The organism is Rhodococcus koreensis (assembly GCF_900105905.1).
Lineage (GTDB): Bacteria > Actinomycetota > Actinomycetes > Mycobacteriales > Mycobacteriaceae > Rhodococcus_F > Rhodococcus_F koreensis.
Genome location: NZ_FNSV01000005.1, coordinates 7,694,142 through 7,708,026 on the forward strand (window position 1 = coordinate 7,694,142; position 13,885 = coordinate 7,708,026).

14 protein-coding genes are annotated in these 13,885 nt (G+C 68.3%); 13 read left to right on the forward strand and 1 reads right to left on the reverse strand.

Annotation, left to right across the window (positions count from 1 at the left end):
- The first annotated feature begins 63 nt into the window (after nt 1-63).
- The 8 genes from BLV94_RS39525 to BLV94_RS39560 all read left to right on the forward strand — a co-directional run bounded on the left by BLV94_RS39525 (nt 64) and on the right by BLV94_RS39560 (nt 7,853).
- Nucleotides 64-1,311 carry a PTS transporter subunit EIIC gene (locus BLV94_RS39525; RefSeq protein WP_072946003.1) on the forward strand — a complete coding sequence of 416 codons (1,248 nt, stop codon included), beginning with the start codon at nt 64-66 and terminating at the stop codon, nt 1,309-1,311.
- On the forward strand, nt 1,308-1,583 hold the full coding sequence (locus BLV94_RS39530; protein ID WP_083395816.1) for an HPr family phosphocarrier protein: 276 nt from the start codon (nt 1,308-1,310) through the stop codon (nt 1,581-1,583). Before BLV94_RS39525 ends, BLV94_RS39530 begins: the two co-directional genes overlap by 4 nt.
- Nucleotides 1,583-3,262 (forward strand): phosphoenolpyruvate--protein phosphotransferase, encoded by a 1,680-nt coding sequence (ptsP, locus tag BLV94_RS39535; protein WP_072946007.1) that lies wholly within the window; start codon nt 1,583-1,585, stop codon nt 3,260-3,262. The genes BLV94_RS39530 and ptsP overlap by 1 nt, the downstream gene beginning before the upstream one ends.
- A complete protein-coding gene (locus BLV94_RS39540; protein WP_072946009.1) occupies nt 3,259-4,443 on the forward strand; it encodes an N-acetylglucosamine-6-phosphate deacetylase in 1,185 nt (394 codons plus the stop codon). The genes ptsP and BLV94_RS39540 overlap by 4 nt, the downstream gene beginning before the upstream one ends.
- On the forward strand, nt 4,431-5,210 hold the full coding sequence (gene nagB, locus BLV94_RS39545) for a glucosamine-6-phosphate deaminase (RefSeq protein WP_072946011.1): 780 nt from the start codon (nt 4,431-4,433) through the stop codon (nt 5,208-5,210). The genes BLV94_RS39540 and nagB overlap by 13 nt, the downstream gene beginning before the upstream one ends.
- On the forward strand, nt 5,211-5,924 hold the full coding sequence (locus BLV94_RS39550; RefSeq protein ID WP_072946014.1) for a copper homeostasis protein CutC: 714 nt from the start codon (nt 5,211-5,213) through the stop codon (nt 5,922-5,924).
- 78 nt (nt 5,925-6,002) lie between these two features.
- Complete coding sequence (locus BLV94_RS39555; protein ID WP_174705530.1) at nt 6,003-7,325, forward strand: HNH endonuclease signature motif containing protein; 1,323 nt, start codon at nt 6,003-6,005, stop codon at nt 7,323-7,325.
- Between the two features lie 36 nt (nt 7,326-7,361).
- The gene (locus tag BLV94_RS39560; protein WP_072946019.1) at nt 7,362-7,853 is read left to right on the forward strand and encodes a pyridoxamine 5'-phosphate oxidase family protein; all 492 of its coding nucleotides are present in this window, start codon (nt 7,362-7,364) and stop codon (nt 7,851-7,853) included.
- Between the two features lie 27 nt (nt 7,854-7,880).
- Here the strand turns inward: BLV94_RS39560 and BLV94_RS39565 are convergent, their stop codons facing one another.
- Entirely contained in the window at nt 7,881-8,321 is a 441-nt protein-coding gene (locus tag BLV94_RS39565; protein ID WP_244163765.1) for a nucleotidyltransferase family protein, read from the reverse strand.
- A 96-nt stretch (nt 8,322-8,417) separates the two neighbouring features.
- Between BLV94_RS39565 and BLV94_RS39570 the strand changes: the two genes are divergently transcribed.
- The 5 genes from BLV94_RS39570 to BLV94_RS39590 are packed head-to-tail and all read left to right on the forward strand — an operon-like array spanning nt 8,418 to nt 13,861.
- Nucleotides 8,418-9,920 carry a CoA-acylating methylmalonate-semialdehyde dehydrogenase gene (locus BLV94_RS39570; protein WP_072946022.1) on the forward strand — a complete coding sequence of 501 codons (1,503 nt, stop codon included), beginning with the start codon at nt 8,418-8,420 and terminating at the stop codon, nt 9,918-9,920.
- 10 nt (nt 9,921-9,930) lie between these two features.
- The gene (locus BLV94_RS39575; RefSeq protein WP_072946024.1) at nt 9,931-11,088 is read left to right on the forward strand and encodes an isobutyryl-CoA dehydrogenase; all 1,158 of its coding nucleotides are present in this window, start codon (nt 9,931-9,933) and stop codon (nt 11,086-11,088) included.
- Complete coding sequence (locus BLV94_RS39580; protein ID WP_072946026.1) at nt 11,085-12,155, forward strand: enoyl-CoA hydratase/isomerase family protein; 1,071 nt, start codon at nt 11,085-11,087, stop codon at nt 12,153-12,155. Before BLV94_RS39575 ends, BLV94_RS39580 begins: the two co-directional genes overlap by 4 nt.
- Nucleotides 12,156-12,188: 33 nt before the next feature.
- The gene (mmsB, locus tag BLV94_RS39585) at nt 12,189-13,088 is read left to right on the forward strand and encodes a 3-hydroxyisobutyrate dehydrogenase (RefSeq protein WP_072946029.1); all 900 of its coding nucleotides are present in this window, start codon (nt 12,189-12,191) and stop codon (nt 13,086-13,088) included.
- Entirely contained in the window at nt 13,085-13,861 is a 777-nt protein-coding gene (locus BLV94_RS39590) for an enoyl-CoA hydratase (protein ID WP_072946032.1), read from the forward strand. Before mmsB ends, BLV94_RS39590 begins: the two co-directional genes overlap by 4 nt.
- Nucleotides 13,862-13,885 lie beyond the last annotated feature (24 nt).

The window sequence follows — 13,885 nt, forward strand, 5'->3', positions numbered from 1 at the left end:
GCCACCGGTTTCGGGACTCACCAGACGCCGATTCGGCGACCGACGCGCACAGAGAAGGCCGATATGACTGTCGTAGACAGCCCGAAAAAGGAATCAGCGGTGTTTGCCGGGTTACAGCGCCTCGGGCGCAGCCTGATGCTGCCGATCGCGGTACTACCCGCGGCCGGCATCCTGCTGCGACTCGGCCAGGACGACCTCCTCGGACGATTCGACTCGATGCACACCGCCGCGTCCGTCATCTCCGCGGCCGGCCAGGCCGTATTCACCTGGCTGCCCCTCATCTTCGCGGTGGGCATCGCCATCGGCTGGGCCAAGAAGGCCGACGGTTCCACCGCCCTGGCCGCCGTGGTCGGATACATGGTCATCAACGGCGTGTTCGAGGCCATGTCCCCGGTCGTCCTGGAAGGCAAGACCGATCCGAACGGCGACCAGGCGCTGATCAACTACGGTGTCCTCGCGGGCATCGTGATGGGTCTGCTGTCCGCCATCCTGTGGCAGCGGTTCTACCGCACCAAACTGCCCGACTACCTCGGATTCTTCAACGGGCGCAGGCTCGTTCCCATCCTCACCGCCGTCACCGGTCTCGTCGTCGGCGTCCTCATGGCGTTCCTGTACCCGGCGTTCAACTCCGCCCTGACGTGGGTGGGCGAGACGGTCGCCGAGAACTCGGTGATCGGTGGCGGCGTCTACGGCATGGCCAACCGCCTGCTCATCCCGACCGGACTGCACCACATCCTGAACTCCACCGTGTGGTTCCTCGTCGGCGACTACCAGAACGCGAGCGGAGAACTCGTCCGCGGCGACCTCAACCGGTTCTTCGCCGGCGACCCGAGCGCCGGCATCTTCATGACCGGCTTCTTCCCGATCATGATGTTCGCGCTTCCCGCTGCAGCACTGGCGATCTGGCGCAACGCCCGGCCCTCGCAGAAGAAGGTCGTGGGCGGCATCATGCTGTCCACCGCGCTGACGGCGTTCCTCACCGGGATCACCGAGCCCCTCGAATTCGCGTTCATGTTCGTCGCCTGGCCGCTGTACCTGATCCACGCGTTCCTCACCGGCACCTCGATGGCCCTGGTCAACGCGCTCGGCATCCATGACGGATTCACGTTCTCCGCAGGCTTCTTCGACTACGTCCTCAACTTCGGCAAGGCCACCAACGCGTGGATGCTGATCCCCATCGGGCTCGGGTACGCGGTGATCTATTACGTCCTGTTCAGCTTCGTCATCAAGAAATGGAACCTGCGCACTCCCGGCCGGGAGGACGACGCGGACACCGACACCGACACCGACACGGAAAAGGCAGGTCAGTGAGCATGGCTTCACGAACGGTCCTCATCGGTTCGAAGGTGGGCCTGCACGCCCGCCCCGCCGCGAAGTTCACCCAGGCCGCCGCGGCCGTGCCGGTCCCGGTGCAGATCGCCGTCGGCGAGTCGGCGCCGGTGGACGCGGGCAGCATGCTCGCGGTCATGACCCTCGGCGCCGCATTCGGTACCGAGGTGACGATCACCGCGGAAGGGGAGGGCAGCGAGGAGGCCCTCGACCGCCTCGCCGACCTGCTCGCCTCCGACCTCGACGCCGCCTGATGCCGACGACCACGGAACAGGTAGTGCACGGACTCGGGGTGAGTCCGGGGCTGGTCTGCGCGCCCTGGCTCGCGTTCGGGACGCCGGTCGAGACGTCCGCCGAAGACCCTGTCGGCGAATCGGTCCCAGCGGAGATCGCCCGGGTGCGGGACGCCCTCGCGACGGTGTCCGGCGACCTCGAGGCCCGCGCCGCGCAGGTGGACGGCGTCGCGTACGAGATCCTGCTCGTGTCGGCGGCGATGGCCCGCGACCCGGGAATCGTGTCCGCCGCCGAGGAGAACCTTCGCGGCGGCATGCCGACGGCGCACGCCGTGAGCGTCGCGTTCGAGGGTTACTGCGTCACACTCGAGGCACTCGGGGGGTACATGGCCGAGCGCGTCGCGGACCTGCGCGACCTCGGACATCGTGCGGTCGCGGTGCTGTCGGGAGTGCCGATGCCCGGAATCCCCGACCCCGGATACCCGTTCGTTCTCGTTGCCCGGGACCTGTCGCCCGCGGACACCGCGATGCTCGGCGGCAGCGACGTGGTGGGCCTGCTCACTGCGGAGGGCGGGCCCACGAGTCACACTGCGATACTGGCGAAATCGCTCGGCCTGCCCGCGATCGTGAGCTGCGCCGACCTCGACCGATTGATCGAGGGGAGACCGGTGGTGCTCGACGGCACCACGGGCGAGGTCGTCGTCGACCCCGGCGAACGTCGGCAGTCGGAGGTGTCGACACGGATCGCCGAGGCCCGGGCGCGGGTCGCGGCCACGAGTGGGCCGGGCCGCACCCGGGACGGCGCACCGGTCGGGCTGCTCGTCAACATCGGCACCGTCGACGACGCCGTGCGCGCCGCCGCCGCGGATTCGGAGGGCGTCGGACTGTTCCGCACCGAGTTCCTCTACCTCGGCAGGCAGACCGCGCCCACCCTCGACGAGCAGATCGCCACGTACACCTCCGTGCTGGAGCGGTTCGCCGGACGGAAGGTGGTGGTCCGGACACTCGATTCCGGATCCGACAAACCACTGCCGTTCCTCGACCTGGGCACCGAGGAGAACCCGGCACTCGGTGTGCGGGGGCTGCGGGTCGGCACCGTCTTCCCGGACGTCCTGGCCACCCAACTGGAAGCGCTCGGGGTCGCGGCCTCCGCCACCGGCGCGGACCTGTGGGTGATGGCCCCGATGGTCGCCACGGCGGGAGAGGCGGAGGGATTCGCCGCACTCGCCCGGTCCCGCGGCATCGCGAAGGTCGGGGCGATGATCGAGATCCCCTCGGCCGCCCTGCGCGCCCGCGATCTGCTCGAACATCTCGACTTCGTCAGTATCGGAACCAACGACCTGAGCCAGTACACGTGCGCTGCCGACCGGATGGCCGGCGGCCTCGCCGCACTGCTCGACCCGTGGCAGCCCGCGGTCCTGGACCTGATCGGCCTGGTCGGTGCGGCCGGAGCGGAGGCGGGCACACCTGTCGGCGTCTGCGGGGAGGCCGCGTCCGATCCAGTGCTGGCGCCCGTGCTGGTCGGGTCGGGCGTCACGAGCCTGTCCATGGTGGCCCCATCGCTGGGCGCCGTCCGTGCCCGTCTGGCCGTCACCGACCTCGACCGGTGCCGGGAGATGGCCGTCGCCGCGCGCAGCGCACAGTCACCGCAGGCCGCACGGTCGGCAGTCGCGGCTCTTGCGTCCGGGGCACCCCGATGATCCTGCGGGGCAGGGCCGTCGTGGAGGACGGCGTCCTCGCCGACGGCGTGGTCGTCACCGACGGCGACCGAATCTCCTGGGTCGGTTCCGCGTCGCAGTACCGCGGGCAGGTGCCGCTGCCGGACCCGACTTCGTCGATACTGCTGCCGGGCCTGATCGACCTGCACTGCCACGGCGGCGCAGGCGCAGGCTTTCCGAACGCCGACGCCGACGGGGCGAGGCTGGCCGCGGACCATCACCGCGGGCACGGCACCACCGGACTGCTCGGGAGCCTGGTCTCGGCGGGGGAGCAGGATCTGCTCCGGCAGGCCGGAATCCTCGCCGACCTGGTGGAACGCCGTGACCTCCTCGGGATCCACCTGGAGGGCCCGTTCATCTCCGGTGCCCGCTGCGGTGCGCAGGATCCCGCGTCCGTGGTGCCCGGCGACCCCGGCCTGTTCGAGCGGATCTGCGACGCCGCGCGTGGCACCGTCCGGTCGATGACGCTCGCACCGGAGACCGCGCACTTCGGCGAGCTTCTCACCGCGATGCGCCGGCGCGGCGTGTTACCGAGCCTCGGCCACACCGACACCGATGCAGCGACGACGTCCGCACGGATCGCCGACGCCGCCGGCGGGCCGCTGACCGCCACACACCTGTTCAACGCGATGCCGCCGCTGCACCACCGCGCGCCGGGGCCGGTGGCCGCGTTTCTCGCCGCAGCCGGTCGCGGCGACATCGTCGTCGAATTGATCGCGGACGGAGTGCATCTCGCGCCCGAGACCGTGTCGATGGTGTTCGACGCCGTCGGACCGGACCAGATCGTCCTCGTCAGCGACGCCATGGCCGCCGCCGGTGTCTCGGACGGCGACTACCAACTCGGGCCACTGGACGTGCGCGTCTCGCACGGGGTGGCCCGGCTCGCGACCGCCGACGGATCCGAGGGGGCCATCGCGGGCGGCACCGCACGACTACTGGATGTCGTGCGCACCACCGTTGTCGACAGCGGCGTCGGACTCGTCGACGCCGTCGCGTCCGCCACCAGGACCCCGGCCCGGCTGCTCGGCCTGGAATCCGAACGCGGCACCCTGGCCCCGGGCTTCCGCGCAGATATCGTCGTGACCGATCACCAACTGCGCCCGCGTGGCGTGTTTTCCGGCGGAATGCCCGCCGGAACGGAAGGACTCGCATGGAAATCGTAATCCGGCCGACGCCGTCGGAGGTGAGCACGACCGTCGCGGACATCGTCGAGAGGTACGTCCGACGCGGTCCGGCGACACTGGGCCTCGCCACCGGGTCGTCCCCGCTCGGAAGCTACCGCGAACTCGCGCGACGGCACCGCGAGTCCGGGCTGGACTTCACGGACGCGCGGGCCTTCCTCCTCGACGAGTACGTCGGGCTGCCGAAAAGTCACGATCAGTCGTACTTCTCGGTGATCCGCTCGGAGTTCGTCGACCACGTCAACCTCGATCCCGAGCGGGTGCTCAGCCCGAACGGCGAATCGCCCACCATCGCCGAGGAAGGCGCACGATACGACGCGGCCATCGCCGAGGCGGGTGGCGTCGACGTGCAACTGCTCGGCATCGGAACCGACGGCCACATCGGGTTCAACGAGCCGGGTTCCGCACTGACCTCACGCACCCGCGTCAAGACCCTCACCGAGCAGACCCGACTCGACAACGCGCGGTTCTTCGACAGCGTGGACGACGTCCCGCACCACGTCCTCACCCAGGGGCTGGGCACCATCAGCGAAGCCCGGCACCTGGTGATGATCGCGTTCGGCAAGGGCAAGGCCGAAGCGATCGCCGCCGCCGCCGAAGGTCCGCTCGCTGCGTTCTGCCCGGCGTCGGTGATGCAACTGCACCCGCACGTGACCGTCGTCATCGACGAGGCCGCGGCGAGCAAACTGCAACTCGCCGACTACTACCGGTACGCACTGGAACACAAGCCTTCCTGGCAGTTGTTCTAGATGGCACCCGTACTCGAACTGGCGGTCCAGGACGTCGCGGGCGCCCGGATCGCACGGCGCGCCGGAGCAACGCGTGTCGAGTTGTGCACCGCACTCGGCGCGACCGGCGGACTGACACCGAGCATCGGCATGATCGAAGCCGTTGTGGCCCAGGGGATCGCGGTACACCCGCTGATCCGGTGCCGGCCCGGCGGATTCGCCTACGACGCCGACGAGATCGCGGTCATGGCCCGCGACATCCGTGCCGCGGTGGGCGCGGGCGCATCCGGCGTCGTCGTCGGTGCGCTCACGCCAGGCATGGCCGTCGACCGCGACGCGCTGGCCCGCCTGCTCGACGGCATCGACCCGTACGCGGTGGAGGTGACGTTCCATCGTGCGATGGACGTCGTCGACGACAGGGCGACTGCCCTCGATGCGCTCGCGCGGTCGGGCATCATCCGCGTCCTCACCTCGGGCGGAGCGCCCCGCTGCATCGACGGCCTCGACGCCCTGTCGGCCATGGTCGCCCACGCACACGGGCGGATCCAGGTGATGGCAGGTGGCGGGATTCGCGTCGACGACATCGCCGCGGTCGCGGGGACCGGTGTCGACGCCGTACACCTGTCCGGCCGCCGCACCGTCGCCGACAGCGGCGGTCCCGGCGGTGGGACCGGCGATTACGACGCCGTCGACGAAACCCTCGCCATCGCAGCCGCTGTGGCACTGGGTATCTGAACTTTCGGCCATTGCCTGTGGTCCGGTCAGGCTGCTAGAATCGAACAAAGTTTCGAACAACCTCGGGGGAGGCTGGTCGTGGGGGATGTGGGGGCACCGGATCTGGAGGAGTTGCGGGCGTTCACGGCGCGGCTTCGTGTGGTTTCTGCGAGTGGTGATCCCGGGTTGGGGATCGAGTGGATCGACGCGGTGGAGTCGTTGAAGTCAGTGGGGTGCGCGGTGCAGGCGGTCGTCACCGACGATGTCGCCACGTGCATGCGGGAGGACCGGAAGGCCCGGCGGTTGCCGCGGACGGAGTGGGACCGCGGTATCGCCTCACAGATTGCGTTGGCGCGCAGGGAATCCCCGAACCGCGGCGGCCGGCATCTGGGGTTCGCTCGGGCGGTGGTGCACGAGATGCCGCACACGTTGGCGTTGTTGCGGTCGGGCCGGTTGAACGAGTGGCGCGCCACGCTGCTGGTGCGGGAAACAGCGTGTCTGTCGGCGGCGGATCGCGCGGTGGTGGATCGCCGGTTGTGTTCGGACCCGAACAGTCTCGACGGGGTCGGGGACCGCGGCCTGGTCGCGAAGGCGAAGGCCCTGGCGGTGGAACTCGACGCGGCCGCGGTCGTGGCCCGGTACCGCAAGGCCGTCTCCGAGCGGCGGGTCACGATGCGGCCGGCGCCGGATTCGATGGCGTATCTGAGTGTGCTGTTGCCGATGGAACAGGCCGTGTGTTTGCAGGCGACGTTGGGGCGGGATGCGGACAGTCTCATCGCCACCGGGAACAGCGGTGGCCGCACTCGGAATCAGGTGATGGCGGATCTGTTGTTCGACCGCGGCACCGGGGCATCGGTCGCCAATGGTGTGCCGGTGGCGGTGAACCTGGTGATCTCCGACGAAGCACTGCTGGCGGGTGAGAGTGAGGCGGCGGATCTGGCGGGGTTCGGGCCGGTGCCGGCGGGGATCGCGCGCCGGTTGGTGGCGGACGCGGTGGGTTTGGAGACCGAAACCACGTTGCGGTTGATCTACTCGTGCCCGGTGTCGGGGTCGTTGACGGCGATGGAATCGCAGGCGCGGACGTTCCCGAAAAGTCTCGCGAAGCTGATCGACCTCCGGGACCGCACGTGTCGGACGCCGTGGTGTGACGCCCCGATCCGCCATCACGATCACATTCTCTCGAGCCGCAACAAGGGCGCCACCACGGCACACAATGGGGCCGGGTTGTGCGCGGCGTGCAACTACGCGAAGGAAGGCGACGGCTGGACCGCGCGCCCCGTCAGGAGGCATGGCCGAACGCATCTCTTCGACCTCGGTACCCCGACGGGGCATCACTACCGGTCCGCGGCCCCACGACTGCCGTCCGCGGCGCGGCGGTCGGAGATCGAGGCGATCCTGATCGCACAATTGCGGGCGTCTTGACCCGGCGGCCATGGGATTCGTCGTAGGGTCGTGTGCATGGCCAGCTGGAATGAGTTCGCCGAAGCTGCTCCGCGGATTGCCGCTATCTTCTCCCGCAGGCACGCGGCGACCAAGAACCTGTGCATGCTCGGCACGCTTCGCTCCGACGGGTTTCCGCGGATCAGCCCGGTCGAGCCGAGATTTTTCGAGAATCAGTTGTGGATCGCCGGAATGCCGAACACCACGAAATTCCGTGATCTGGCACGGGATCCGCGCTTCTGCCTGCACACGGCGACCGTCGACACCGAGGTGAAGGAGGGTGACGCAAAACTGTGGGGTGTCGTCGACGACGTCCAGGACAAGGCCCTGCATCAGCGTTTCGCGCAGGCACTGTTCGACGAGACCGGGTTCGACATCCGGGGGCAGGAATTCGATCACTGCTACCGAGCCGACCTGATCGGCGGCTCGGCGGTGGAGGTCGGCGACGGCCACATGGATATCACCATCTGGAAACCGGGCAAGCCCGAGCACGTCGTGCGAAAGCACTGACTGCTTACTCCGGCCACGGCACCACGGTCAAATGGGGCCATTCCTTCTGCCACCGGGCAGCTTTGGATTCGTACACCTCACGCGGAGCGAGGACGGGATCGTGCAGTCGGTGAAGGGTGTCGAGGGCACGCCGAAGTGGTTTTCGTACCAAATATGCACACGCGCTTCGTTTCTGACTTCGACGCGCACATCGAGGTCGCCGAACAGTGCGTCGGCTCGGCGGATGACGTCGTCTTCGGCGTCGTGGCCGAGGTCGGTGTCGTCGAAGTAGAAGAGGTCGTAGTCGTTGATCCCCGACTGCGGGTCGCGGCCGTCGAGGTGGTTCCAGACCGTCTGGAATACGGCGCCTGCGGTGAGGTGCCAGTCCGAGAGGCCGAGTTGGGGTGCACGGTCCAGGATCGTGGTGATGTACGGGTTGGTCTGCAGGATGCGGAGGAAGTTCAGCTCCTCGGGAGAGTGAATCTGCATGTTCCGATCGTATGGTGGACATACATGGACATCCAACTATAGGATGAGCACATATTCGGAACTCCCTCATCATCGAACAAGGAACGGGTTCGCACAATGGTTCAAGAGCTATCCCACTTCGTCGGCGGCAAGCGCGTCCCCGGTGCCTCCAACAAGTTCGGCGACGTCTACGACCCCAACACCGGTGAGGTGCAGGCGCGTGTGCCTCTCGCAGACAAGGCCGAGACGGAGGCGATCATCGCGAACGCGGTGGAAGCTCAGCGCGAATGGGCGCTGTTCAACCCGCAGAAGCGGGCACGCGTCCTGATGAAGTTCCTCCAGCTCGTGCAGGAGGAGATGGATTCGCTGGCGCGCCTCCTGTCGTCCGAGCACGGCAAGACGATCCCCGACGCGAAGGGCGACATCCAGCGCGGACTCGAGGTCATCGAGTTCGCCCTCGGCGCTCCTCACCTGCTCAAGGGCGAGTACACGGAATCCGCCGGAACCGGGATCGACGTGTACTCCATGCGTCAGCCGCTCGGCGTCGTCGCCGGCATCACACCCTTCAACTTCCCGGCCATGATCCCGCTGTGGAAGGCCGGTCCCGCGCTGGCCGCCGGCAACGCCTTCATCCTCAAGCCGTCCGAGCGCGACCCCTCGGTGCCGCTGCGCCTGGCCGAACTGTTCCTCGAGGCCGGTCTGCCCGCGGGTGTGTTCAACGTGGTCAACGGTGACAAGGAAGTGGTGGACGTCCTGCTCACCGACGACCGCGTCAAGGCTGTCGGGTTCGTCGGGTCCACCCCGATCGCGCAGTACATCTACGAGACCGCCGCGGCCCACGGCAAGCGCGCACAATGCTTCGGTGGCGCGAAGAACCACGCGATCATCATGCCCGACGCCGACCTCGACGAGGTGGCAGACGCCCTCATCGGCGCTGGTTACGGCTCCGCGGGTGAGCGGTGCATGGCCATTTCCGTCGCCGTGCCGGTGGGCGAGGAGACGGCGGATGCGCTGGTCGCGAAGCTGACCGAGCGGGTCGGCAAGCTCACGATCGGCCGCAGCGACGACGAGTCCGCCGACTTCGGTCCGCTGGTCAGCAAGGACGCCCTCGAGCGGGTGAACAACTACATCCAGATCGGCATCGATGAGGGCGCGGAGGCCGTGATCGACGGCCGCGGCTTCACCCTCGAGGGCCACGAGAACGGCTTCTTCGCCGGCGCGACCCTGTTCGACAAGGTCACCACCGACATGCGCGTCTACAAGGAAGAGATCTTCGGACCCGTCCTGCTGGTTGCCCGCGCGGCGGACTACGAGGAGGCGCTCCGCCTGCCCACCGAGCACGAGTACGGCAACGGCGTCGCCATCTTCACCCGCGACGGCGACACGGCCCGCGACTTCACGAACCGGGTGAACGTCGGCATGGTCGGCGTCAACGTGCCGATCCCGGTACCGATCGCGTACCACACGTTCGGCGGCTGGAAGCGTTCCGGCTTCGGCGACCTGAACCAGCACGGTCCTGACTCCTTCCGCTTCTACACCAAGACCAAGACCGTGACGCAGCGTTGGCCCTCGGGCAAGAAGGAAGAGACCAACCACTTCGTCATCCCCACCATGAACTGAACGGATCTCCATGTTCACCTTGACCGATGACGAGCGGGCGATCAGTGACACGGCCCGTGATTTCGCGGCCGAGCATCTGGCGCCGCATGCGGTGGAATGGGATCAGGCCAAGCATTTCCCCGTCGATGTGCTGCGGAAGGCGGCCTCGCTCGGGATGGGCGGGATCTACATCCGCGAGGACGTGGGCGGCTCCGAGCTGACCCGGGTCGATGCGGCCCGCATCTTCGAGCAGTTGGCGAAGGGCTGTCCGTCGATCGCCGCCTACATTTCCATCCACAACATGGTCACCTGGATGATCGACCGGTTCGGCACCGAGGAGCAGCGCCGCGCCTGGGTGCCGGGGTTGTGCGCGATGGATCAGCTGGGCAGTTACTGCCTCACCGAACCCGGCGCCGGCTCCGATGCGGCGGCGCTGAGCACCAGGGCGGTCCGCGACGGCGACGACTACGTGCTCAACGGGGTCAAGCAGTTCATTTCCGGGGCCGGCACCTCGGAGGTGTATGTGGTGATGGCCCGCACCGGGGAGGGCGGGCCGCGCGGGATTTCGGCGTTCATCGTCCCGAAGGACTCACCGGGGCTGTCGTTCGGGCCGAACGAGGTGAAGATGGGCTGGAACGCCCAGCCGACCCGGCAGGTGATCTTCGAGGATGTGCGGGTGCCGGCGGGCAACCTGCTCGGCGACGAGGGCGGCGGGTTCCGGATCGCGATGGCCGGCCTGAACGGGGGCCGGCTCAACATCGCCGCCTGCTCGGTCGGTGGGGCGCAGACCGCGTTGGATAAGGCGGTGGCGTATCTGGCGGACCGGAAGGCGTTCGGGTCGTCGTTGCTCGACTCGCAGGCGTTGCAGTTCCAGCTGGCGGACATGCGCACGGAGCTGGAGGCGGCCCGCACCCTGTTGTGGCGGGCGGCGGCCGCGTTGGAGGAGGGTGCCCCGGACGTGGTGGAGTTGTGTGCGATGGCGAAGCGGTTCGCCACCGACACCGGGTTCGAGGTCGCGAACAAGGCGCTGCAGCTGCACGGCGGGTACGGCTATCTTGCCGAGTACGGGATCGAGAAGATCGTCCGCGACCTGCGGGTGCATCAGATCCTCGAGGGCAGCAACGAGATCATGCGGGTGGTCATCGCCCGCAGCATCATCGCGGGACACGGGAAGCAGGGAGCGGCATGAGCGACGCGGGAACAGCGGTGGACGAGGTTCTGATCAACAAGAGCGGCGGTGTGGGCCGGATCGTGTTGAACCGGCCGAAGGCGATCAACGCCCTCAACCACGCCATGGTGGCGCGGATCGCCGCGGCGTTGGCGGCGTGGGCCGGGGACGACGAAGTGCGCGCGGTGCTGATCACCGGCGCCGGGGAACGCGGGCTGTGCGCGGGCGGGGACATCGTCTCGATCTACCACGACGCCAAGGAGGGTGGCACGGGGTCGCGGGAGTTCTGGCGGGACGAGTACATCCTCAACGCCGCCATCGCGAACTACCCGAAGCCGTATGTGGCGGTGATGGATGGCATCGTGATGGGCGGCGGGGTCGGGGTGTCGGCGCACGGCAGTGTGCGGATCGTGACCGAGCGGTCGATGATCGGGATGCCCGAGACCGGGATCGGGTTCGTCCCCGACGTCGGCGGCACCTACCTGTTGGCCCGGTCCCCGGGGGAGTTGGGCACCCACATCGCGCTCACCACGGCCCGCCTCAGTGCCGGGGATGCGATCGCGTGCGGGTTCGCCGACCACTTCATCCCGTCCGCCAGGATCGGACAGTTCGTCGAGGCTCTGTCGACCACGTCGGTGGAGGAGGCGTTGGCCGCGTTCACCGAACCGGCCCCGGAATCGGACCTGCTGGCGCAGCAGGCGTGGATCGACGCCGCATATTCCGCGGACAGCGTCGCCGAGATCGTGGCCCGCCTGCAGGGCAGTGGGGTCCCGGAGGCGGCGAAGGCGGCCGAGCAGGTGCTGGCGAAGTCGCCGACCGCGTGCGCGGTCACCCTGGCGTCGCTGCGCCGGGCCCGGGTGGCGGCCAGCCTCGAAGAAGTGCTGAACGAGGAGTTCCGGGTGTCGGTGGCCTGCCTGGGCTCGGCCGATCTGGTCGAGGGGATCCGGGCGCAGGTCGTCGACAAGGACCGCAACCCGCACTGGTCACCCGCCTCCATCGACGACGTGACCGACGACGCCGTCGCAACATTCTTCACCCCCCTCGGCGACCTCGAACTCGGCCTGACGGCCCCGCAACCGCAGCACTGAACCATCAGCCACACGCGTCCAGGAGGGACTGCTATGAGCACTACCGTCGGATTTCTGGGACTCGGCCACATGGGTGGCCCCATGGCGGCCAACCTCGTCAAGGCGGGACACACGGTGGTCGGCTTCGACCTCGCCCCCGCCGCACTCGAGCAGGCAGTGAAAGACGGTGTCACTGTCGCCGATTCGGCCGTCGATGCCGTACGCGAGGTGGACGTCGTGATCACGATGCTGCCGAGCGGCAAGCACGTTCTCGGGCTCTACGCGGAGATCCTGCCCGCCGCGAAACCGGGGACCCTGTTCATCGACTCGTCCACCATCGACGTGGCGGACGCCCGGGCCGCGCACGACGAGGCCGTCGAGGCCGGACACCGCTCGGTGGACGCACCCGTCTCCGGTGGCGTCGTCGGCGCCACCGCGGGAACTCTCGCGTTCATGGTCGGCGGCACGGCGGACGACTTCGAGGCCGCGAAGCCGCTGCTCGACGTGATGGGCAAGAAGGTCGTCCACTGCGGCGACCCGGGCAACGGTCAGGCCGCGAAGATCTGCAACAACATGATCCTCGGTGTGTCGATGATCGCCGTCAGCGAGGCGTTCGTCCTCGGCGAGAAGCTGGGCCTGAGCAACCAGGCCCTGTTCGACGTCGCATCCAACGCGTCGGGTCAGTGCTGGGCGCTCACCACCAACTGTCCTGTGCCCGGACCGGTTCCGACGAGCCCGGCCAACAACGACTACCAGCCGGGCTTCGCCGCGGCGCTGATGGACAAGGATCTCGGTCTCGCCGCGAACGCGCTGAAGACCAACGGCGTCGAGGCCGAACTCGGGCTCCGCGCCGCCGAACTGTACAGCCGGTTCCATGCCGCCGGCGGTGGTGGCCAGGACTTCTCGGCCATCATCAACGACATCCGCGAACGTTCCACCGAGGGAGAGCAGTGACCGACTTCGAGACCATCCTCCTGGAGCGCAAGGGCCGGGTGGGGATCATCACCCTCAACCGTCCGAAGGCGCTCAACGCATTGAACTCCGAGCTGATGCGCGAGGTCGTGTCGGCGGTCGAGGAGTTGGAGAAGGATTCGGAGATCGGAGCCATCCTGATCACCGGCTCCGACCGGGCCTTCGCGGCGGGCGCCGACATCAAGGAGATGCAGCCCAAGTCGTATATGGACGTCTACCTGGACGACTTCTTCGCCGCGTGGGATCGCCTCGCCGCGGCCCGCAAGCCCACCATCGCTGCCGTCGCGGGCTACGCCCTCGGCGGCGGGTGCGAACTGGCGATGCTCTGCGATATCCTGATCGCCGCCGACACCGCGAAGTTCGGTCAGCCGGAGATCAAACTCGGTGTCATCCCCGGCATCGGCGGCTCCCAGCGACTGACCCGCGCCGTGGGCAAGGCCAAGGCCATGGAACTGTGCCTGACCGGCCGGAACATGGACGCCGAGGAGGCTGAACGCGCCGGGCTGGTGTCGCGGATCGTGCCCGCCGCCGACCTCCTGGACGAGGCGCTGCAGACGGCGACCACCATCGCCGAGATGTCCCTCCCGGTCGCGATGATGGCGAAGGAAGCGGTGAACCGCTCCTTCGAAACCACGCTCACCGAGGGCGTCCGCTTCGAGCGCCGGGTGTTCCACTCGACGTTCGCCACCGAAGATCAGAAGGAAGGGATGGCGGCGTTCGTCGAGAAGCGTTCGCCCGTCTTCAAGCACCGCTGAAAGCCCTGAAACGACTGTCGCCCC

Coding starts and splice junctions, on each gene's coding strand:
- BLV94_RS39580 (WP_072946026.1), top strand. CDS start 11,085: ATGAGCGACGCGGGAACAGCGGTGGACGAGGTTCTGATCAACAAGAGC.
- ptsP (WP_072946007.1), top strand. CDS start 1,583: ATGCCGACGACCACGGAACAGGTAGTGCACGGACTCGGGGTGAGTCCG.
- BLV94_RS39575 (WP_072946024.1), top strand. CDS start 9,931: ATGTTCACCTTGACCGATGACGAGCGGGCGATCAGTGACACGGCCCGT.
- BLV94_RS39550 (WP_072946014.1), top strand. CDS start 5,211: ATGGCACCCGTACTCGAACTGGCGGTCCAGGACGTCGCGGGCGCCCGG.
- BLV94_RS39525 (WP_072946003.1), top strand. CDS start 64: ATGACTGTCGTAGACAGCCCGAAAAAGGAATCAGCGGTGTTTGCCGGG.
- BLV94_RS39560 (WP_072946019.1), top strand. CDS start 7,362: ATGGCCAGCTGGAATGAGTTCGCCGAAGCTGCTCCGCGGATTGCCGCT.
- BLV94_RS39570 (WP_072946022.1), top strand. CDS start 8,418: ATGGTTCAAGAGCTATCCCACTTCGTCGGCGGCAAGCGCGTCCCCGGT.
- BLV94_RS39565 (WP_244163765.1), bottom strand. CDS start 8,321: ATGCAGATTCACTCTCCCGAGGAGCTGAACTTCCTCCGCATCCTGCAG.
- nagB (WP_072946011.1), top strand. CDS start 4,431: ATGGAAATCGTAATCCGGCCGACGCCGTCGGAGGTGAGCACGACCGTC.
- mmsB (WP_072946029.1), top strand. CDS start 12,189: ATGAGCACTACCGTCGGATTTCTGGGACTCGGCCACATGGGTGGCCCC.
- BLV94_RS39540 (WP_072946009.1), top strand. CDS start 3,259: ATGATCCTGCGGGGCAGGGCCGTCGTGGAGGACGGCGTCCTCGCCGAC.